This window comes from Methanolobus vulcani (assembly GCF_006546655.1).
GTDB classification, from domain to species: Archaea; Halobacteriota; Methanosarcinia; order Methanosarcinales; family Methanosarcinaceae; genus Methanolobus; species Methanolobus vulcani_A.
Genome location: NZ_VIAQ01000010.1, coordinates 66,303 through 86,111, shown reverse-complemented (window position 1 = coordinate 86,111; position 19,809 = coordinate 66,303). Strand labels below are relative to the sequence as shown.

The 19,809-nt window shown below is 39.4% G+C and carries 21 protein-coding genes; 3 read left to right on the top strand and 18 right to left on the bottom strand.

What is annotated here, in order from left to right; all coding sequences use genetic code 11:
• The first annotated feature begins 378 nt into the window (after positions 1–378).
• Positions 379–1,812 carry a dihydrolipoyl dehydrogenase gene (locus FKV42_RS04075; RefSeq protein ID WP_154808966.1) on the top strand — a complete coding sequence of 478 codons (1,434 nt, stop codon included), beginning with the start codon at positions 379–381 and terminating at the stop codon, positions 1,810–1,812.
• Between the two features lie 29 nt (positions 1,813–1,841).
• On the opposite strand, the gene FKV42_RS04070 is transcribed toward FKV42_RS04075, so the two are convergent.
• From FKV42_RS04070 to FKV42_RS04020, 11 genes are all read right to left on the bottom strand, one after another.
• Positions 1,842–2,450 carry a hypothetical protein gene (locus FKV42_RS04070; protein ID WP_154808965.1) on the bottom strand — a complete coding sequence of 203 codons (609 nt, stop codon included), beginning with the start codon at positions 2,448–2,450 and terminating at the stop codon, positions 1,842–1,844.
• 477 nt (positions 2,451–2,927) lie between these two features.
• Entirely contained in the window at positions 2,928–3,710 is a 783-nt protein-coding gene (gene cofE / locus FKV42_RS04065; RefSeq protein ID WP_154808964.1) for a coenzyme F420-0:L-glutamate ligase, read from the bottom strand.
• The gene (gene thiC / locus FKV42_RS04060; protein WP_154808963.1) at positions 3,710–4,957 is read right to left on the bottom strand and encodes a phosphomethylpyrimidine synthase ThiC; all 1,248 of its coding nucleotides are present in this window, start codon (positions 4,955–4,957) and stop codon (positions 3,710–3,712) included. Before thiC ends, cofE begins: the two co-directional genes overlap by 1 nt.
• On the bottom strand, positions 4,957–5,838 hold the full coding sequence (locus FKV42_RS04055) for a methylenetetrahydrofolate reductase (protein ID WP_154808962.1): 882 nt from the start codon (positions 5,836–5,838) through the stop codon (positions 4,957–4,959). Before FKV42_RS04055 ends, thiC begins: the two co-directional genes overlap by 1 nt.
• A gap of 32 nt (positions 5,839–5,870) precedes the next feature.
• Entirely contained in the window at positions 5,871–6,476 is a 606-nt protein-coding gene (locus tag FKV42_RS04050; RefSeq protein WP_154808961.1) for a hypothetical protein, read from the bottom strand.
• A gap of 1 nt (position 6,477) precedes the next feature.
• A complete protein-coding gene (locus FKV42_RS04045) occupies positions 6,478–7,071 on the bottom strand; it encodes a hypothetical protein (RefSeq protein ID WP_154808960.1) in 594 nt (197 codons plus the stop codon).
• Position 7,072: 1 nt separating this feature from the next.
• On the bottom strand, positions 7,073–7,702 hold the full coding sequence (locus FKV42_RS04040; protein ID WP_154808959.1) for a hypothetical protein: 630 nt from the start codon (positions 7,700–7,702) through the stop codon (positions 7,073–7,075).
• A 441-nt stretch (positions 7,703–8,143) separates the two neighbouring features.
• Positions 8,144–8,503, bottom strand: coding sequence for a hypothetical protein (locus FKV42_RS04035; protein ID WP_154808958.1), 360 nt, complete (start codon positions 8,501–8,503; stop codon positions 8,144–8,146).
• Positions 8,504–8,518: 15 nt separating this feature from the next.
• Positions 8,519–9,160 (bottom strand): hypothetical protein, encoded by a 642-nt coding sequence (locus FKV42_RS04030; RefSeq protein ID WP_154808957.1) that lies wholly within the window; start codon positions 9,158–9,160, stop codon positions 8,519–8,521.
• 94 nt (positions 9,161–9,254) lie between these two features.
• The gene (locus tag FKV42_RS04025) at positions 9,255–9,731 is read right to left on the bottom strand and encodes a hypothetical protein (RefSeq protein ID WP_154808956.1); all 477 of its coding nucleotides are present in this window, start codon (positions 9,729–9,731) and stop codon (positions 9,255–9,257) included.
• Positions 9,732–10,164: 433 nt separating this feature from the next.
• Entirely contained in the window at positions 10,165–10,554 is a 390-nt protein-coding gene (locus FKV42_RS04020; RefSeq protein WP_154808955.1) for a hypothetical protein, read from the bottom strand.
• Positions 10,555–11,040: 486 nt separating this feature from the next.
• Between FKV42_RS04020 and FKV42_RS04015 the strand changes: the two genes are divergently transcribed.
• Positions 11,041–11,715 (top strand): winged helix-turn-helix transcriptional regulator, encoded by a 675-nt coding sequence (locus FKV42_RS04015; protein ID WP_154808954.1) that lies wholly within the window; start codon positions 11,041–11,043, stop codon positions 11,713–11,715.
• On the opposite strand, the gene FKV42_RS04010 is transcribed toward FKV42_RS04015, so the two are convergent.
• The 6 genes from FKV42_RS04010 to FKV42_RS03985 all read right to left on the bottom strand — a co-directional run bounded on the left by FKV42_RS04010 (position 11,707) and on the right by FKV42_RS03985 (position 17,554).
• On the bottom strand, positions 11,707–12,327 hold the full coding sequence (locus FKV42_RS04010; protein WP_154808953.1) for a methylenetetrahydrofolate reductase C-terminal domain-containing protein: 621 nt from the start codon (positions 12,325–12,327) through the stop codon (positions 11,707–11,709). The two genes, FKV42_RS04015 and FKV42_RS04010, sit on opposite strands and share 9 nt — an antisense overlap.
• Positions 12,324–13,559, bottom strand: a complete 1,236-nt coding sequence (gene folP / locus FKV42_RS04005; protein ID WP_154808952.1) for a dihydropteroate synthase — start codon at positions 13,557–13,559, stop codon at positions 12,324–12,326. Before folP ends, FKV42_RS04010 begins: the two co-directional genes overlap by 4 nt.
• 88 nt (positions 13,560–13,647) lie before the next feature.
• A complete protein-coding gene (folD, locus tag FKV42_RS04000) occupies positions 13,648–14,508 on the bottom strand; it encodes a bifunctional methylenetetrahydrofolate dehydrogenase/methenyltetrahydrofolate cyclohydrolase FolD (protein WP_154808951.1) in 861 nt (286 codons plus the stop codon).
• A gap of 44 nt (positions 14,509–14,552) precedes the next feature.
• On the bottom strand, positions 14,553–15,788 hold the full coding sequence (glyA, locus tag FKV42_RS03995; RefSeq protein WP_154808950.1) for a serine hydroxymethyltransferase: 1,236 nt from the start codon (positions 15,786–15,788) through the stop codon (positions 14,553–14,555).
• Between the two features lie 76 nt (positions 15,789–15,864).
• Entirely contained in the window at positions 15,865–16,473 is a 609-nt protein-coding gene (gene purN / locus FKV42_RS03990; protein WP_154808949.1) for a phosphoribosylglycinamide formyltransferase, read from the bottom strand.
• Positions 16,474–16,576: 103 nt separating this feature from the next.
• Positions 16,577–17,554 (bottom strand): transcriptional regulator, encoded by a 978-nt coding sequence (locus FKV42_RS03985; RefSeq protein ID WP_154808948.1) that lies wholly within the window; start codon positions 17,552–17,554, stop codon positions 16,577–16,579.
• A 160-nt stretch (positions 17,555–17,714) separates the two neighbouring features.
• On the opposite strand from FKV42_RS03985, the gene FKV42_RS03980 reads away from it, so the two are divergent.
• Positions 17,715–19,019, top strand: a complete 1,305-nt coding sequence (locus FKV42_RS03980) for a tRNA(Ile)(2)-agmatinylcytidine synthase (RefSeq protein ID WP_230375488.1) — start codon at positions 17,715–17,717, stop codon at positions 19,017–19,019.
• Positions 19,020–19,023: 4 nt separating this feature from the next.
• Here FKV42_RS03980 and FKV42_RS03975 read toward each other — a convergent pair whose 3' ends face one another.
• Positions 19,024–19,803, bottom strand: coding sequence for an NAD+ synthase (locus tag FKV42_RS03975; RefSeq protein ID WP_154808947.1), 780 nt, complete (start codon positions 19,801–19,803; stop codon positions 19,024–19,026).
• Between the last annotated feature and the right edge of the window lie 6 nt (positions 19,804–19,809).

Genomic DNA, 19,809 nt, shown 5'->3' with positions numbered 1-19,809 from the left:
AATTCAATTCTTTTTGCAAACAGTGATTTCTTTGGATTTTTATTTCTTCTCTTGAAAATTTGATAAGATTCTTCTTATTATTGAATTGATATACAATTGGCATCGTACATGCCAAATCTCTGTTACTTTTAAATATTGAATATAAAATGCTACGATTGTATTTTATTCGGACCCATTATATTATATGGACTAATATACTCAAAAGCACCTTTATAGCATAAAGTCCGTAAAATGATTGTTTCTCTCTTGTTCAAAAAATGAGGCTCAATAGTCCTCATTTTCTTTTTTGGGAAACTGTGCCTATCTGAGCAGATTCATCCAGAAATAATTATACGTGTAAAGGCTAATATTTAAAGAATATCGCATGTGGGGAATCTGATGAAAGAATATGATCTGATAGTAATAGGCTCCGGCTCTGGTATGAATTACGTAAATGCAATGCTTGATGCAAATCCTGAAATGAAAGTTGCTCTTATTGATAAAGATGAGCCAGGAGGAATTTGTCTCACAAGAGGATGCATTCCTTCAAAGATGCTCCTATATCCTGCAGAACTTGTAAGGAATATAGAAAAAGCAGGAAATTTTGGAATCAAAGTTTCAATTGAGAATATCGATTTTAAAGCTGTAATGGACAGAATGCGTTCTACAATATCAGCAGATATTGATGGCATAAAACAAGGTTACACATATATGCCGCGTCTGGATTTCTATAACGAGGCTGCAGAGTTCATTTCCCCCTACACTATGAAGGTGGGTGAAGAAACCATCACTACACAAATGATATTCCTGTGTACCGGTTCAAAACCAGCAATTCCTCCGGTAAAAGGTCTTGATAATATAGAATATCTCACCAGTGATGATGTACTGAAACTAACAGAGCTCCCGGAAAGTCTTGCCATAATCGGAGGTGGATATATTGCAGCAGAATACGGTCATTTCTTTTCATCAATGGGTTCAAAGGTCACCATAATAGGCAGAAATGCCCGCATAATCCCGGAAGAGGAACCCGAAATATCAATTCTGGCAAAGAAAATGATGTCAGGATATATGGATATTCTAACCAACTGCGAGGTTGTTGAAGTTAAGAATTCATCTGAAGGAAAGGTTGTAGTTGCAAAAGACCGCGGAACCGGTGAAGAAAAAGAGGTTGTTGCTTCTGCAATACTTGTTGCAACAGGCAGGAGTCCCAATACAGATATCCTTAAGCCTGAACTTGGAGGCATCGAGACAGACAAACGTGGGTGGATAAAGGTAAATGAACATCTGGAAACCACGCAGCAAAATGTCTGGGCTTTTGGAGATGCAAACGGAAAGTATCTCTTCAAGCACGTTGCAAACCATGAATCCAGTGTTGTTTACTACAATGCGGTTTTGAAAAAGAAAATAAAGGCAGATTACCACGCAGTTCCATATGCAGTTTTTTCATATCCTGAGATTGCCGGAGTTGGAATGACAGAAAGGCAGGCAGTTGAGGAGTATGGGGAAGACAATATCATGATTGGTTTTTATCGTTTCCAGGAAACTGCGAAAGGTATTGCCATGTCCCTTGGGGATGAGTTTGTGAAAGTTATTTTTGAAGGACAGACTCAGAAAATTCTTGGTGCTCATATAATAGGTCCGGAAGCTTCGGTGCTTATCCACCAGATAATTCCACTTATGTACACTGAAGGTCAGGATGCCAGTCCGATAATGTATGCAATGGATATTCATCCTTCACTGAGCGAGGTTGTAAAAAGAGCTTTCTATTCAAGGATTCCTCCTCTTGAGTATCACATGATTATGCAGGCTTACGGACTGGAAGAGGCGAAATAAAATATGATTTCTTTTAATCAGATGATAGTTCACTTTCGAAATTGAGTCAATATCAATATACATAATACAAGCATGCCTGAGGTAAAACCGGATGTGGTTTGTGCGATGCCATTTTCATCGTGTGCATTTTTATTATCAACGCTTTCGATATATTCATTATTATCAATATAATCTTCATCTTCATGAACCTCTGCTTGTGCCCTTTCACCCCACATGAAAACGACGGGAATGTCACTTACCCCTTCTTCTTCAGCTGCTTCATCTATTGTTTGATATATCTCATTGATAACCGAATCATTTACTTTTTCCAGACTGGCTGAATCAAGCTCTACAGACAAATAACCATAGATGTTTGTTCCAAAACTAAGTACCGGGCCACCAGATGCTCCATAATAATTGATAATTTTATCATTTGCACGAATACATTGGACTAGCAAATCCAGCCATTCTGTTTTCTCGCTTTCATCTGTAATTACAGGCATAGTGCCTTTAACAACTACAAATCCTGAAAGGTTTGCAGCTTTTTCAAAAGTCTCCGGGCCATAATCTGGCAACGAAAAGTTTTCTGCATGCTCTTCAGATACATTGGTTTCAGCGTTTGCATAGATGGAAAACAATAAACTAACTAAGAATATCAATCCGGTGAATTTCCATATTATGTTCTTTTTAATTATTTTATCACAAACCCTTTGAAGTGCTGATATTTTCACATCTGATCTGATACATAGTATCCAATTCACTTATATATAATTCGCTTAAAGTCGCATATGGTTGTAAAATTTCCAGCAGGGAATAAGAATCTAAAACAAGGTTGAAATAACTTCAGCGTCAAAGCCTGTGACGTTATAAAAATATATGTGGATTATTTTGACAAAACGTAAAACAAGGTTTTAATTGTAAATATAGGGAAATATAAGGAAAAAGAGAAAACTAAGTTTTCTCCTATCTATTCGTTTATTTTGGCAGAAAACGCTCTAATTGGATGTTTTTCTTTATTGATACAATAAGCAAGCAAGGCACATCTAAACTATTTTTTAGTTTAAATCGTTTTTTATAAAAAATAGATTGCGATGTGGGATTAAGACCAAAATAAAATAAAAAAATAATGTGAAAAGCTAAGCTTTTCTTATATTGCTATAATACATGCATTCATCCCTGCTGAAAAGTGGCATGTCGATATCATCATCAACTACCTGTGCAGGTGAGCCTCTTACAAGCACAGCAGGTACACTTTCCCCTGCTTCTCCCATAAGAAGCTGTGCAGCAGAAACAAGATTATCAGCAACTGCTTTGCGTGTGATCATCATCTCTTTTCCAAAAAGATCACGGCTTCCTCTGGCATCTTCAACAGGAATCATTCCGGAAGTTCCAAGTGCAATTCCAACACATCCAAGTCTAAGTGGTTGTGTACGGCTGTCACCTACAATAACTCCTATATTGCATTTGCAATGTTCTTTGATTTCTTTCCTTATCCTGCAAGCACTTTTCTGCGCATTTTCAGGGAGAAGTACAACATATCCTTCTGGTGCGTTGGAAGCATCAATACCAGCATTCGGAGCAAGTGTCCCTTTGGTGATGGTAAGTGCAGCTCCCGGAACACCTCCGAATATCTCATCGCATTCCTGAACAATGAGTTCCATTTCCCTTACGTCAATATTGTATTTTTCAGCAAGTTCTTTTGCTTTCTCGCTGGGTGTAATATCATCAAGACGTACAAGGCGTCCTTCAGATGTTGCAAGCGGTGATTCGGCAATAATCAGAATGTCATTATCCTGGAATTTAAGTCCTTGTTTTTCAAGTGAATTAATGATTACATCTGCAATGCTGTCTCCAGGTCTGAGAAGTGGAGTTTTAATCCCAAACATCTGGAGGGATGGGAAAGATGGCTCTTGCGGCATTAGTTCTCTCCTGTTAGATAACTTTTCATTATTTTAATGGCACAGTAATCGCCACACATTGAGCATGGTCCATCATCAGGACACATCTGTGCAGGTCTGTCAGGATCAATAGCAAGTTCTGCCTGTCCTCTCCAGTCAAAGTTTGCTCTTTTTTCAGCAAGCATAAGATCTGCATCATTTAATCCATACTTCATGGAATCTCCAATGTGAGCTGCAATCCTGAATGCAATAAGTCCTTCTTTAACCTGTTGCGGGTTTGGAAGCGAAAGGTGTTCTGCCGGTGTGATATAGCAAAGATAATCTGCTCCGGCACCACTGGCCATGCTTGCACCCACTGCACCTGCAATGTGGTCATAACCAACTGCAATATCAGTTGGAAGCGGCCCTGCAACAAAGAGTGGAAAATCAGCTTTATCCTTGTATAATTTCACAGAATCCGGTATGTCTGATGCCTGTATGTGTCCTCCCATACCATTGATTATAACCTGCACGCCTTTTTCATTTGCTCTTTTTGCAAGTGCTGCATTCGTTTCAATTTCCATTAACTGGGCACTGTCTTTCAGGTCATGGATGCATCCACTTCTCATGGTGTTTCCAAGGGATAGCACAACATCATTTTCTCTTAGAATCTTCATTATCTCATCAAAATGCTCTATGAAAGGATTCTCACAGTCATTAAGAAGCATGAAACTGCTGGTAAAGGAACCACCTTTTGAGACCATTCCCATTACCCTGCCTGTACCTTTAAGCTGTTCAAGCATCTCTTTTTTCACGCAATGAAGCAGCACTGAACTTACCCCCTCATCAACATGTTTTTTCAGGTAGGAAAGGATGCCATTGATAGTTACATTCTCCATTCCACATTCAACGATTGTCTGGTAAATAGGAACTGTTGTAACAGGAAGGTCTGTGTTCTCAAACACCATTTCCCTGATGGCAGAGATGTCTCCTCCCATTGAAAGATCAGTTATCGTAGCTGCTCCGTATTCCTGTGCTACCTTTACTTTTTCGATTTCTGCTTCCGGGTCAATTGCAGCAGATGATGTTCCAAGATTTACATTAATCTTGGTGCTGGCACCTTTTCCGATAGCAACAGGCGGACACCCTTTACGTGTCATTATAACAAGGCTGCCATTTGCAACCCTTTCAAGAATAAGTTCTTCTTCAATTCTCTCTGTTTTTGCAACTTCCAGCATCTCAGGTGTGAGGATGCCTTCTTTTGCATGGTCGATCTGCGTTTTTGTCATTATTGTTTCTTCCTTATATCGGCCATTTCAAGTATAGTTGGTGTATTGTTATGTTTGCCAATTGGCATCAGATGGATTCCACGACAGAGCTTTTTCAGTTCTTTTATAGTCTCTGCACAAATATCCATGCCTTCATCCTTTGGTTTTTCAGCGGATTCCATTCTCTCTATTATCTCATCAGGCACGTTTATTCCAGGGATATTCCCATTCATAAATCTGGCCATGTTTGCAGACCTGAGTGGAATTACTCCGGCAATAATCGGAACTTCAATGTCTCCGATGGATTCCATAAATGATTCAAACATGGAAATGTCGTAAACAGCCTGAGTCTGCATAAAATTAATTCCTGTTTTTACCTTCTTTCGCAGTTTCATCATCTGTGCCTTTTTGGAAGGATCGGTATTTGTCACAGCACCCACAACAAACTGAGGTGGATTCTCGATGACATTGCCTGCAAGGTCAAAACCTTCCTGCATTTTCCTGACAATTTTGAGGAGCTGCACAGAGTCCAGATCATAAACAGGTCTTGCTTTAGGATGATCTCCTTTCGTTGTGTGGTCGCCTGTCATTATACAGATGTTCCTGATGCCCATGGAGTATGCTCCAAGAAGGTCGGATTGCAGTGCAAGCCTGTTCCTGTCCCTGCATGTAAGCTGCATGATAACTTCGTGACCGCTGTCAAGTAGAGATTTACTCACTGCCAGTGGGCTCATACGCATGATTGCTTTCTGGTTGTCAGTTACATTGAGAGCGTCAACCCATCCTCTTATGAGTTCCGCATCAGAAAGCACATCGATAAGGTCTGTTCCCTTTGGAGGGCTGACCTCTGCTGTTATAAGAAAATCGTTTGATGAGAGTTTATCTTTGAAGGTCCGGGACATCGGGGAATTATATGTATGTCAGGGTTTTAAAATCATCGCAGGAGGGAATCGAGTTTATCCTTCAGGAGTAGGTATTTCTCCTCGTTTTCCGGGTAAAGGTCAATAAACCCGGGATCCGCCTTTACTTTGATTGCTTTTGGATAATGCGACATCCGATATGAGGCATAAAGTATGATAAGAAACATTAGGGGAATAAAGAATACTGCTGGGACATTTGTGGCTTCGTAAAACCCGTATTTTTCGATTGATTCTAAACCATCCCTCACGTTCATAACTGCAACTATCAATACCATAAGTCCTAAAATTAAAAAGTATGGTTTTCGGTATTTGTGCAAGGTATTGTTAAAATCGGAAATCCCCTCTATTTTATCTACAGGTATTTTCAGGTCTTTGAATAATGCTTTTTTCACAATTATTTCGTTGTTGTTGATTATAATCTCATAATATGAGCGAAGGTGAACAACTATCAGGATCATAGACATTATTAAAACAACACTAAGGTAAGTCCAGATACTTCGGTATAAATGGTCAATCAAAGTTAAGGGTATGAATGCTAATAAACCCAGGGCAATTACCACTGGTATGTATTCATAATCAGGAATATGCAACGGGACTTTCATTTTGATTTCATCATTCATTTTATTCATTTAGTATCAAATCTCTGAATTCTATAGGTTTGTGCGTGTAAAACCTGAATTTGTCTTTATTGGTTATTACTTCTAGAAATGCAGGATACCTGATTCTTTTTTCTGCATTGAAGTAAATGATTAAGTAAAATATTATAAGCATTGAGCTGGAAAGAAGTGAGAGTATCCCTTCTTCTAACGATATGTTTCCAGTGAACATTCTTTGCATGTTGCTGTATACAAAATATGATGTGCTTGCTATCAAAACCAGCATAATGAATGTAAATAAAATATGGTATTTCCGAGATATATTGTTTCTACCTTTTATTGTTTTGATATCATCCATGTTTATTGTAGTCGGACCCAAAATAAATCTGTGAACAATTATTTTGTTGCTTTCTATTTCAACAGTAGTGATGTCCTGCAATACAATTATTGCGAGGCACAGATGCCATATTAAAAAATAAACAATATTAAAGACAGGGGTATCCAGTCCCATTATCATTATTAGAAGCAAAAGTACCATTGGAAAGGTTAGAATAATAGGCAATCTGAAATCACCTATTTTATCCACGCTCATTTTCTCTTTAAAACCAACCGGAGTCATATCAAGTTTCCTGTGTTTCGATTATCCTTTTCAGTTCTTCAGGTTGCTTGGAATAGAATATGAAATTAGATTTTTCTGTATTCACTATTACTAAATTCTGATATGGAATTCTTTTACTTATATTCAGAATGATAATTATTAACATGAATATTATCCATGATTCATGCAGAATGAGTATTAAGCTACTTGCCATTGTTACTGTTAATTTTATTCCATTTAACAAGTCATAGAATGAATTGTAGGCCAGAGCTACTATCAATGCTATCAGGAAAATAAATTGTATCCTGTGGAAAGAAAAATTTGTGTTTTTGTTGATTTGAATTTTAGTTATATCTTTCTTATTTATTATGATAGGATTAAAGATCGGTCTATGAATAATTATCATATGAGAATCGATTTCCACTTGTGTACGGTCTTTGATGTATAGTATTGTGAATCCCAGATAAAGGATAAGATAGAATAATATCTTACATTCTGGAGTTTGAAGGCACAGAGTATAGATTATCAAGATTGCTGCCACCATAAAAGCAAGAACTTTTAACATACTTTTGTCAAAAGTCATGTCCAGGTGCATCTTTTGTTTAAATTGACCGTAGGTATTCATCTTGGCAATCTCTTCTCTGCTTAACATCTGGTATTTCCATAGATAATTTGTATCATCTAAAAGTTGGGGGAGCAAGGTCACATGTACGTGAGTCTAATCCGATAACATTGTGACCTTGCAGTTGGTACATTGGGTTCCCACGGACTTTCTGTATTTGTGGGGGCAATACTAAAAAAACATTAATTTATTTAGATGTTATGGCCAAAGATTCAAACTGTAGATAACTCTGATCTTAAAAAAGTTCGAAGACTTATTTAATGGATTTTTTATCTTCTTATGATGCCTGGTATACAGAAGGCTCATAACAGGAATCAATATGAAGATTCCTATTTTGTTTATGTCCGAGACTATCTCTAACAAGGAAAAAGGAGTGACAGGAATGTCGTTGTCAATGTACTGGCCAGCACAGATCCTAAACTCATAGCACTTTTATCCGTGTATTACCATAAACTAGTGGTTCTGAAAGGTTTATTGGGGCTGAACATTTTTTCTAGTTCTCGTAATCAAAGAGCCTATGGTTGCGTATAAAAGAGCTACTATAAACACAGTTCCACTGAAAATAGTCACCATGCCCATTCCATATTCCAGGACAATTCTTCCATCATGCGTGAATATTAATATTAGTATCCATCCAAGCATGTTGTAGATCATAATCGATGTGAATACATATCTTTTCAAGTGATTTTCTATCCTTTTACTCAGCCATCTGCCTATAATGAAAGCAGTGATGACTTCAGCGGTAAAATGACTCATGCTACTATGTTCAAAAAGTGACAATAAAATAACTCCGATTGATATTGAAATAATCAAATCCTTTTTATGTATCATATTTTGTTCCTCCATTCAATCTCTTGCATAAGCAAACAATAACATTTCACCTGAATGGGCATCTATCCACGCTTCTGCAGGATAATCATCATATGCAAATGTGGAGTCTCTGAATTTTATACCCCATGCAAGATGAACAGTTTCATTATTATCTTCTTTCCAGTAGAGTTCGGAAGAAATGATTTTCACGGTGTCTGCCTTATCTTTTCCAATTGTAGGTTCATTGGTCATGTAATCCGTAATTATCTTTGCAGCTTCACTGGAAGATATGGAAGGTTTAGTGTCAATAAGGGCTATTTCATCTTCATCTATTGACCAACTTTTACGATAAGTGGACACATCTCCTGTATCAGCATCAACTCGCAGTTGTACCCCGTTCAGGGATTGTATTCCCCTGATCATTCTTTTGTAATTGATTTTGTATACTTTAGGCAGCCCCTGATCGGAGCGATCATAGTAATATATCTCTTCAAATTCCAGTGCTTTGATCTCATCAGGAGATAGCCTGGACTGCACGTATTGGTCTGCGATTTCCATAGCCATTTTTTCACTGATGTTATTTCTGCTGAGGATTGTTCCATGGGAAAAACTGAGCATAGCTGCAACAATTAAAAATAGCAATATACCAGCAACAATCATTACTTTGTTTCTATTCATCTTCCTTTTTCCCTCAAATACCCTTTAAGTTGCATCTACGTTGCATCTACGTTGATATTTATCAAACAATTAGAATGGAAACCAGAATCACATGTCAGGCCAACAGTTCCCATATATTTTGCTGAAACACCAGCCTGTTAGCTTCCTGTACTGGTAAAAGATAACCATCAACTGAATCAAGTTTTGGATTTTCCGGGTCAACTCCGTATTTTTCAATATAGTCTGATTTTGCATTTTCGATGATGTCAAACATTTCCTTCTCACTGATGATTATATCATAGTCTACTCCCTGTATCATATTTTCATCAGGAATTCCATCTTCGTTTGCTACTACTATTTTTGAACTGTTATAGAGGATTGTTCCCTCCAGATAGTTTGGCAGCTCCCCTTTTGCAAATTTAATGTCATTTTCCGTAATATTATATTTTTCATAAAGGGTTTGGAGTTCTTTGTCTGTATAGTACAGTTCATCATTTCCTGTTTTGCAATTGATTGCAGCAATAAAAGCAATTGATATTATCAATATTATAATTGCAGTTGTAATGACAATGTGTTTGCTTTTTGCTTTCATTTACTCACCACAGCAGCAGAGGATATTTAGAAGGCATTCATTTCCATAGGGCTGCACCAGAGAATTGTTATTCTTATTGGCATCCTCTGTACTTGAAGTTGTTACAAAAGAAAGACTTAGCAGTAAGATACATACAGGTAAAACATTTGTTTTAAATCCACAACTAAGTGTCAAATGATCAGGCCTCTAAAACATTATTCCTATGGAAAAGCAAGGTCATGTAAGAGTTTAATACAGAACTCAATCGGCTGGATAATGACCTTGCTTCCAGGTATTTTTGTCTGAATGACTGGATAATAACAGACAAATACCTTTGATTTATGCTGAAGTAATATTTTATATTACGGGCAATTTATTAAGATATTATGGCCAAAGATTCCAACTGTTTGGCATACGTCAGTTGTAAAAATAACATGTCATCTCTGATTAATTATTATTCTGCAGTTTCAACCATAAAAGGCTCATCAGAAACGCCTGTAATGTGTATGTAATCATGATACTCTGAATAAAGGTCTCCAATGTATGTTTTATTAGTATTATCCAAAGCCACTTCAATTCTATATGCACCCTCTTCCTTTTTGAGTGGATTAGGATATATTTCATCTCCAGGAGCCACTATATATGTTTCTTTGAATACGGACGTGTTGGTTGAATCAAAGATTTCTACTAACACCTCATGGTCGATCTCGTCGTCGTTATGTAAAGAAAAACTGATAAGATTTTCTAATTTATGTTCATGATCGGAGGAAATAGCATAAATGATTGTTCCCGCCACAATCAGCAGGATAAATCCAATTAGAAGTTTTTTATTACCAGATTTCATGCTTTTCTCCATTGCTGGCTTGAAAAGAAAGCGAAGTTATTTTGGGGTTCAAGTTGACTATGTAAGTTTAGTTTATATTACACACTACATTATTCCAATGTGTCATTGCATAATTATTTATGGTTTTATTTATCTATTATGGCCAACATCAAACTGAGTATGCAGAAAAGATAATTTATAATTATAAATTTAATATTTGCATCGATTATTTTTTCATAATTCAGCTAGCATCTTGCGTTTTCTACTTGGTATCATCTACGTAAAATAATAATACGTGTTTGGAATCGTAGTATTTTGAAATTAGTTGGAATGATTGGCCATAATCTATATATCACATATTTGTTAACTTCAAACCGAAGTTTGTTCAAACGTATGACGTATCTACAAATGATGTAATGGCGAGGGATACATTACTTGTTATTTCAGTTAAGAAAATATTTGAAAATACTATGTATCGTTTTTTTAATCGCATGTAGTTGCTTTATTGTGAGTGCTGAGTGTACTGTGGTTCCTTATAATGAGCGCTCGGATGATATTCCACCTGAGCTGGTTGTTTCAACAGGTTGTGATGGTAATCTTACTTTCTGGGATCTTCCTCTTAAACTCAAATTCATTTGGATTGGCTGTACCATCTGGTTCATCATTGTTTCAATTGGAAAATTCATTCCTTTACTGCTGGGAAAAGTAGCATGCAAAAAAGGTGATAAGAATAGGACAAAGATACTTTCGTATGTGTCTGAAAATCCGGGATGCTCGGAAAGTGATATTCTTTCCGACCTGAAGATGAAAAGAGGAACATTCAGGTATCATGCTGATAAGCTTCAGTTTTCAAATCTCCTTGTAGCTCTCAGGCAGGGTCGATTTATTAATTATTTCCGCAAGGATAATTCAAGTAAAAAATCTCTGCAAGCTGCTGGTTCTAATATACAAAGCGATACTCGAAAATGTGTTCTGGATTCGATTTGTGAAGAACCTGGTGTTACTGGTAAGCAATTATCAGAAAAGCTTGGGGTTGACAAAAGTACGATTCACTGGCACATTACCCGACTAAAAAATCAGAACGTAATTCGGGATGAAAAAGATGGCAGGTACAGAAAATATTATCCTGCAAATAACTTTTCAGCTATTCAGGACAACAAGTTGCCAGTAATGTCAGACTGAGTCTTCTGTAGTTTCTTCAGCATCCCATGTAATGTCAAGAAGATCAAGTCTACCTATTTTTTCAAGCCTGTTACAGATGAGTTCCCATGCACAGTCTTTTTCAGGGTCAATTTCGCATTTTCCATTAACAGAACCTCCACAGGGTCCGTTCAATAAATGCTTGGGACATAAACTCTTCGGGCAAACGCTGCCAAAATAATGGATCTTACATTCGCCACACATGGCGCAGAGTTCAGGGACAACTTCTCCCTGAGTTCTTCCACCAAGGGACACAGTGTCGTTTGAAGGATAAACCGGTACATCCACAACACCTGCTACAATGGAAACTCCGCTTCCGCAGGCCATTACAAGAATAGTTTTAGCATCTTTAATAGCAGGATTCTTTTCAACAAGTGAATCAAATGAAGCCACACTACACGCTGCACTGGGGATTACCCAGCCAACAACATGTTTTCCTGCATCTTCAAGACGCTTGCACATCTCCAGAACTTCAGGCTCACCGCCAACGTGTATCTTTGCTGCACATGCATTGCAGCCAACAACGAAGATATCATCCTCGTTTTTTAGCATTTCAAGTATCTCTTCAAAGGGCTTTGCAGATGAGATTATCATATTTCCCTCAGGTAACCATGCTCTACATCCATGTCGTTTTCAAGTACTTCCGCAATCATCTCTGCGATCAGAGGAAGGTTGCGTGCCTGGAATGAGAGCTTATGGACCAGTTTCTCAAATTGTAATATGGTTCCTATTATGAGCACATCTGTTTTTTCAGTTTCGTGTGATACTGCATTGCGTTCAAGGGCAGCATCTCCACCTCTTGCAAGGATCTCCTGCTTGATTATCAGTGCCTCAGTGGTTGTGATGTTATTCACGCGAACCACCTTGCTTACGGTCTTGTTCTTCATGACCTTTGCACCGGAACCTGTGACCTTCATACTTCTCATGAGATATTCCGCATCATCCGGGTGAGTTATATCTGAAATAGTAACTTCAAAATCGCCTTCTTTCACAAACGGCTGTCTTTTTCTCATTGCAGCCGCCACTTCAACTACATCCTTAGTTTCAGCAACATCGTGGGTTCTTACAATGTGAGCACCCTTGTGAATAACAATTGCAGTTGCAGCAAGGCTTCCATAAAGCCTTTCGTTTGCTGGTTTGTGTAACACCGCATCGATGCAGGATTTTCTGGATACTGCTGCAAGCAGCGGTCTGCCAAATACCCTGAGACTCTCGAACTGGTCTATGGTTTCAAAATCAAATATCGGGTCTTTTTCAGGTATCCATTTACCTACAGCAGGGTCAAGAATAAGCTTGCTGGTGTCAATTCCCTTTGCATCTGCTTTGCTGATTATGTCAGCAAGTGACTGCATGATTGCATCCATTCCAATCGGGTCACCGGGAACCTTTTCAGATGCCATAACAACAGCAGGACAATCGTACTCAGCAACAACATCCATCATCTCAGGATTTGTTGTGAATCCGGAAACGTCATTGATTATGTCTGCACCATGTTTCAGGGATTCTTTTGCAACGCTTGCATAAACAGTATCAACAGAAATGATTGCATCCACATTATCGTTCAGTAGATCCAGTGCAGGAATCATGCGATTGAGTTCTTCTTCCTCGCTGATTACCGGATTTGCCATGGGCCATGTAGAACGGGCACCAATATCAAGTATAGTCGCACCGTCATCAATCATTTTTTGTGCAACATCAAGAAGAGAATCGTTACTAACAACAGAACCCTTGTAAAAGGATTCCTTGCTCAGGTTGATGATACCCATAAGTCTTACAGGATGCTCATCACCAACTTTCAAGCCGCATATATCTACATCAACAACCATTATTCAACCTGGTAGTTTTAATCAAAGGTAAATGGGCAAAACAGTTTTGCCAAAATAGTATTCAATTAATAAAATATAAGTGTGCTTATCAGCAGTTTGAAGCTGCCATAAGCACGTGTTCCATGAGGATTGCAATGGTCATCGGACCAACACCACCCGGAACAGGGGTTATCAGTGAAGCTTTCTTCACGACATTATCGAAATCAACATCACCGTAAACCTTGCCTTCTTTCTCGGTGATTCCAACGTCAAATATTACTGCACCTTCTTTCACCATATCCGCTTTAATGAGGTGCATCACACCGGTTCCGACTACAAGGATGTCTGCATCAAGAGTAAATTTCTTGAGATTATCGGTGAAAACGTGACATACAGAAACGGTTGCATTTCTGTTTATGAGCATTGCAGCCATGGGTTTTCCAACAACATTGCTGTGTCCCACAATTACTGCATGTTTTCCCTGTATAGCTACATCATACTCCTCAAGTGCTCTGATAACACCTTTTGGAGTGCATGGTACAAGTCCCTCATCACCAATGAGAAGTTTACCCATATTGTATGGGTGGAATCCGTCGGCATCCTTTGCAGGGTCGATTGCAAGCATTGCGGATTTGTCATCAAGGTGTTTTGGAAGAGGTAACTGGAGGAGAATTCCGTGGATATCCTCTCTGTCATTCAATTCCTGGATTTTTTGCATGAGTTCCTCCTGTGTGGTGGACTCAGGCATATTCTGGTCCTCTGCGTGTATGCCGACCCTTTCACATGCCTTGTGTTTAAGACGGACATACATCTTGGATGCAGGATCATCGCCAACAAGTATGGTTGCAAGTCCGGGTGTAACTCCCTTCTCCGCTTTGAGCTTGTCAACTCCCTGCTTTACCTGTTCTTCCACTTTCTTTGAAAGGCTCCTGCCATCTATCTTCCTGGAATCGTAGTTCTCTTCTGCCATTATGCAAACACCTGATGTAGTTTCTATACAGCCTGCGTTTTTATTTATTTGTATACCGGGAATCTGCTGCAAAGCTGCTCAACATCGGAGTTGACACCGTGGAGGACTGAATCATTATCGAGGTTGTTAATAACCTCTGCAATAAATCCTGCAATATCCTTCATCTGCTCTTCTTTCATTCCTCTTGTTGTTGCTGCAGGTGCACCGATTCTTATTCCGCTTGTGATGAACGGGCTTCTGGTTTCGAATGGGATTGTATTCTTGTTAAGGACAATTCCTGCCTTGCTCATTCCTGCTTCAGCATCCTTTCCTGTGATGTCGAACTTGTTGAGGTTAAGAAGCATTACATGGTTGTCAGTTCCACCGGAAACAATGTCGAATTCTCTTGCCTGAAGTTCCTTTGCAAGAGTATCTGCATTTTTCACTGTCTGGAACTGGTCTGCCTTGAATTTCTCTCCAAGTGCTTCTTTGAATGCAACAGCCTTAGCTGCGATGATGTGCATGAGAGGTCCACCCTGAATTCCAGGGAACACAGCCTTGTTCAGGTTCTTTGCGTACTCTTCCTTGCACATAACCATTCCACCTCTTGGACCTCTGAGGGTCTTGTGGGTTGTGGTTGTGACAAAGTCAGCGTAAGGTACAGGGCTTGGATGTGCACCAGCAGCTACAAGACCTGCAATGTGGGCGATATCTGCAAGGAGGTATGCTCCTACTTCATCAGCGATGTCCCTGAATGCCTTAAAGTCAAGGGTCCTTGAATATGCTGAAGCACCACATACGATCATCTGTGGCTTGTTCTCCTTTGCCATTGTCATGAGTGCATCGTAGTCAAGGGATTCAGTCTCCTTGTCAACACCGTATGGTACTATATTATAGAGCTGTCCTGCAAAGTTTACAGGGCTTCCGTGTGAAAGGTGTCCTCCGTGGGAGAGGTCCATTGACATAATGGTATCTCCTGGTTTGAGGACCGAGAAATAACATGCCATGTTAGAACCGGAACCTGAATGTGGCTGCACGTTTACGTGTTCAGCACCGAAGATCTCCTTTGCTCTCTCAATTGCAAGGTCTTCTGCAATATCTACAAATTCGCAACCGCCATAGTAGCGTTTTCCTGAGTATCCTTCTGCGTATTTGTTTGTCATGACAGAGCCCTGTGCTTCCATTACAGCACGGCTTGCATAGTTCTCTGATGCGATCAAGTTCAGCTTGTAATCCTGACGGTTTGCTTCAAGCCTTAAGGCTTCTGCAATATCCGGGTCAATTTCTGAGATGTAAGACATTGTTACCACGTTAAATATTGTATATGTTTTTGGAATCCTGGCTTGCCAGGACAGTATTTGGTTAATATGAGTTTATTTATGTGTGTACTACAATTCGACCTTCCACTTTAAGTTTACCCTCTACAAAGAGTTTCACAGCTTCCGGGAATATTTTGTGTTCCTGTTCAAGTATGCGGGCTGCAAGGTCATCGGCAGTATCTGTGTCAAGTACAGGAACGCATTTCTGTATAATTATAGGTCCAGTGTCCATTCCTTCATCAACAAAGTGAACAGTACATCCACTGACCTTCACACCATATTCAAAAGCCTGCTGTTGTGCATGAAGGCCTTTAAAAGAAGGAAGCAGGGCAGGATGGATATTTATCATTCTGTTATGGTATGCTGCTATCAGGTCTTTACCAACAAGACGCATGTATCCAGCAAGGAGCACCAGGCCGACATCATTGTCTTTCAGTACTTCCATTACTTCTTTTTCGTATTCCTGTTTTCCTGAATAATCTGAAGGGTCGACAAACACATCAGTAATTCCATGATTGCGTGCACGCTCAAGTGCATACGCGTCACCAACATCGCTTATAACAACGGATATCTTTGCATTCTTAATGTATCCGTTCTCGATATTATCTATAATAGACTGTAGATTCGATCCTCTTCCTGAAACAAGTACTGCAATGTTGGTAGTCATTGTTAGTTCTAAAAGGGATTTCTGTATATTAGGGTTTTGGATTTGGTAAAAAAATGGAAATATACAGGGGAATGTCTGGAATTTTTTAGTACTTTTAATGAGATCAGGAAATATCAATATTGATGTTATGCTTCTTTGTCCTTTCATCAATAAGTTCTGCGAGTTCCTCTGTGCCGGAGAGTTTATCAAGCTCAGTCTTTTCGATAAGCACTGTATTCTCCACAGTCTCTGATTTTATCTGTCCGTTTATGATAAAGACTGATTTTGTCATCGTAACACAGGAAATACTGCTCATAAGGTCTGCACGCTTTATCATTGCACTGCTGTAAGTGCTAACTCCCGTAAGCAGCGTGTCAGAAGTATCCTTTGATATCGCCTTAAAGGGTGCCTGGCTTGTGGACATAACCTGATATCCCAGGGCATTAAGCATACCGAGAATGCCATCGTCCGGTTGTGCTTCAGTGTTAGTTTCCTGTGGCTTTTCCAGACTGACACGTTTCTCAAAACATTGAAGTATATCTATGGATTTTGCAAGAGCCACGTCCAGCAACTCTTCAAGCTGAAGGACAATATCAATTGAGGCATCCATACCACCTTCTTCATATTTGCTTATGGTTCTCCTTGATACCCCGAGTTCAGTGGCAAGCGCTCCTAGCGACATTGCGGTTCTCTTACGTGCTTCTTTCAGCACATCCCCGTCAATTGACACATAGAGTCCTCCCGGAGCTGCCGATACAAGTGGTGGTACATCCTCCACAAAATAGTCATAAAGGGTCTGGACATTCACAGCAGGAATGTCGTAGCGCATATAGACCACGCTGTCTTCCAGCATCTGGTCTCTGGTCTTGGCACCTATGAGAACAGCAGTTCCTCCCAGATACCGTGCAAGGCTTTTCATTTCCCTTGCAGTTTCCTCATTCAAACCGTCTATATTATACAATACCTTACAAAAGATGAGAACATCGCCTTTTCTGGCTGCAAGGTCAAAGCTCCGTGGACGAATGTTGCATCGCTTTGAGACCATAAAGCCGGCTTGTTGTAATACATCAATAATCTGATGTATGAGAATCTCTTTTGTCATAGGTAAATAGCCATTGTTTGCACATCTATATATAGTTGTCTGGGTTTTGTCTTTAAAAGTACCCAGTCCTGATCTTCAAAGGAAATCCATAATAACGTTTGTTCGTATTTTATCCAGAGGAATCATTTAACACTAATCAATTATATCTGCAACTGGTCAAATGAGCAGTGAAAACACTAAAATGATCATTGGGATCGATGATACCGATTCCAGGAAAGGCATGTGCACCACATATCTGTGCGCTTTATTGAGGGAGGAGCTTTCTTCATTTGCAAAGCTCATATCTGAACCAATACTGGTGCGCCTTAATCCTACAATTCCCTACAAGACTCGTGGAAATGCGTCTGTGGCACTGCTTATTGAATGTGACGATAAAGAAAGAGTTTTCAGGCACGTAACTGAAAAAATAAGCTCCATGGCATGTCTGGACAATGAGAATACAAATCCTGGAGTTGTTTTTGTTTTAGAGGATCAGTTCGATTCTGTCAGGGATAAACTAAGTTCCTTTTTCAAATGTGCTGTCAAAGATGTGATTACAATTGATGAAGCAAAGGAACTTGCTTCTGAATTAAATCTTGAGTATAAGGCTTTTAAGAATGGTCGCGGTCTTATTGGTGCTCTTTCTGCATGTGGGGCCATGCTTGACCTCGAATGGGACTATACTTATGAGTATCTTGCTTACAGGGAAAAAGAAGTATGGGGTACCAGACGCACAGTTGATGAAAAATCTCTTTTTGAAGCCGACAGGGTTACATATCCTGATACATGGGATACAGTGGATCTAGTAAACAATATGGTGGTGTGTGTTCCACATTCCGGTGATCCGGTTCTTTATGGAATAAGAGGAAAGGATGCTTCTTCTGTGAAAAAAGCGGCTTCCTTTGTAGTTTCAGAACCTGTTGAAAGAGTCTGTATCTACCGCACCAATCAGGGAACCGATATGCATCTGATGCATGTTTCATTAATTAGTGAAATTGAGGAAATGCATTCTTATATTCTTGAAGGCGAAGTGAGTTCAGAACCAATAACCATCAGGGGCGGACACACCATATTCACTCTGAAGGATGAAGCAGGTGATGTTATCGATTGTGCTGCTTTTGAACCTACAAAGAACTTCAGGGAATTGGTACGCAAATTGATTCCAGGTGACAGAGTGGTTGTTTATGGCAGTGTTACTGAGAATACTTTCAACATTGAAAAGATAAAGATTACCGAGCTGGCAACATCTTATGAAATTCATAACCCTCAATGTCCTTCCTGTGGAAAAAGAATGAAATCTGCAGGTTCGGGTCAGGGATACAGATGTAAGAAATGTGGTACCAGTTCAGATATTTCTGATAAAAAGGAAATAGAAAGAGATGTCATGCCAGGGTTCTATGAAGTTCCGCCATGCGCAAGACGTCATCTCGCCAAACAGCTTCTGCGGTTTGAAAATGAGGTTCTGCCAGTTTTTCCTGGCAGATAATGTATTATCTTAGTGATTTTAGCTCTGCTATTGGAGCAGCTTTCTGTTTGTGCAGGTTCGTATTAATCCTTTTCAGGACAGAATCTCTTTGATTTACGCTCATCCCAAGAGTATTCTGGGCTACCTGAGGTGTTTCACCTTCAAGTAAAAGTGCAAGGAACCTGTCAACCAGTTCATAAGTTATTCCAAGCTCGTCCTCATCTGTCTGGTCAGCCCAGAGTCTTGCAGACGGTGCTTTGGTGATTATCTCTTCAGGAACTCCCATGAGTTTTGACATTTCCCTTACCTCTGTTTTGTAAAGGTCGCCTATGGGTTCAAGGTCAACTCCGCCGTCACCATATTTAGTGAAATATCCTAGAAGAATCTCAGTCTTGTTTCCGGTTCCCATAACCATTCTGGACATAATATTAGCATAATAATAAAGAACTGACATTCGTATCCTGGCTTTGAGATTACCGTTTGCCTGAGAGTTAGATTCAGAACCTTCAGGAATTGAGTTAAGGTATCCTGCAAGTATTCCTGATATGTCAACGGTCTTGAATTCGATTCCAAGCCTCTCTGCAACTTCAGTGGCATCCAGAACATCCTCGGCAGGTGTTAGAGTGAGTTCAGGCATGTGTATGCCAAGAACATTTTCCTTTCCAAGGGCTTCAACTGTCAGGTATGCAGTAAGTGCAGAATCAATCCCTCCGCTAAGACCTACAACAGCACCTTTAACGCCTGCTTCAGTTGTTTTTTCCTTGATAAACTCAACTATGATGTCTTTAGCTTTTGAAATGTCCATTATATC

What these genes read in the sequence shown, in the direction of transcription:
- FKV42_RS04075 (WP_154808966.1), top strand. Translation starts at nt 379, where the DNA reads ATGAAAGAATATGATCTGATAGTAATAGGCTCCGGCTCTGGTATGAAT.
- cofE (WP_154808964.1), bottom strand. Translation starts at nt 3,710, where the DNA reads ATGCCGCAAGAGCCATCTTTCCCATCCCTCCAGATGTTTGGGATTAAA.
- thiC (WP_154808963.1), bottom strand. Translation starts at nt 4,957, where the DNA reads ATGACAAAAACGCAGATCGACCATGCAAAAGAAGGCATCCTCACACCT.
- FKV42_RS04055 (WP_154808962.1), bottom strand. Translation starts at nt 5,838, where the DNA reads ATGTCCCGGACCTTCAAAGATAAACTCTCATCAAACGATTTTCTTATA.
- FKV42_RS04050 (WP_154808961.1), bottom strand. Translation starts at nt 6,476, where the DNA reads ATGAATGATGAAATCAAAATGAAAGTCCCGTTGCATATTCCTGATTAT.
- FKV42_RS04045 (WP_154808960.1), bottom strand. Translation starts at nt 7,071, where the DNA reads ATGACTCCGGTTGGTTTTAAAGAGAAAATGAGCGTGGATAAAATAGGT.
- FKV42_RS04040 (WP_154808959.1), bottom strand. Translation starts at nt 7,702, where the DNA reads ATGTTAAGCAGAGAAGAGATTGCCAAGATGAATACCTACGGTCAATTT.
- FKV42_RS04035 (WP_154808958.1), bottom strand. Translation starts at nt 8,503, where the DNA reads ATGATACATAAAAAGGATTTGATTATTTCAATATCAATCGGAGTTATT.
- FKV42_RS04030 (WP_154808957.1), bottom strand. Translation starts at nt 9,160, where the DNA reads ATGAATAGAAACAAAGTAATGATTGTTGCTGGTATATTGCTATTTTTA.
- FKV42_RS04025 (WP_154808956.1), bottom strand. Translation starts at nt 9,731, where the DNA reads ATGAAAGCAAAAAGCAAACACATTGTCATTACAACTGCAATTATAATA.
- FKV42_RS04020 (WP_154808955.1), bottom strand. Translation starts at nt 10,554, where the DNA reads ATGAAATCTGGTAATAAAAAACTTCTAATTGGATTTATCCTGCTGATT.
- FKV42_RS04010 (WP_154808953.1), bottom strand. Translation starts at nt 12,327, where the DNA reads ATGATAATCTCATCTGCAAAGCCCTTTGAAGAGATACTTGAAATGCTA.
- folP (WP_154808952.1), bottom strand. Translation starts at nt 13,559, where the DNA reads ATGGTTGTTGATGTAGATATATGCGGCTTGAAAGTTGGTGATGAGCAT.
- folD (WP_154808951.1), bottom strand. Translation starts at nt 14,508, where the DNA reads ATGGCAGAAGAGAACTACGATTCCAGGAAGATAGATGGCAGGAGCCTT.
- glyA (WP_154808950.1), bottom strand. Translation starts at nt 15,788, where the DNA reads ATGTCTTACATCTCAGAAATTGACCCGGATATTGCAGAAGCCTTAAGG.
- purN (WP_154808949.1), bottom strand. Translation starts at nt 16,473, where the DNA reads ATGACTACCAACATTGCAGTACTTGTTTCAGGAAGAGGATCGAATCTA.
- FKV42_RS03985 (WP_154808948.1), bottom strand. Translation starts at nt 17,554, where the DNA reads ATGACAAAAGAGATTCTCATACATCAGATTATTGATGTATTACAACAA.
- FKV42_RS03980 (WP_230375488.1), top strand. Translation starts at nt 17,715, where the DNA reads ATGAGCAGTGAAAACACTAAAATGATCATTGGGATCGATGATACCGAT.
- FKV42_RS03975 (WP_154808947.1), bottom strand. Translation starts at nt 19,803, where the DNA reads ATGGACATTTCAAAAGCTAAAGACATCATAGTTGAGTTTATCAAGGAA.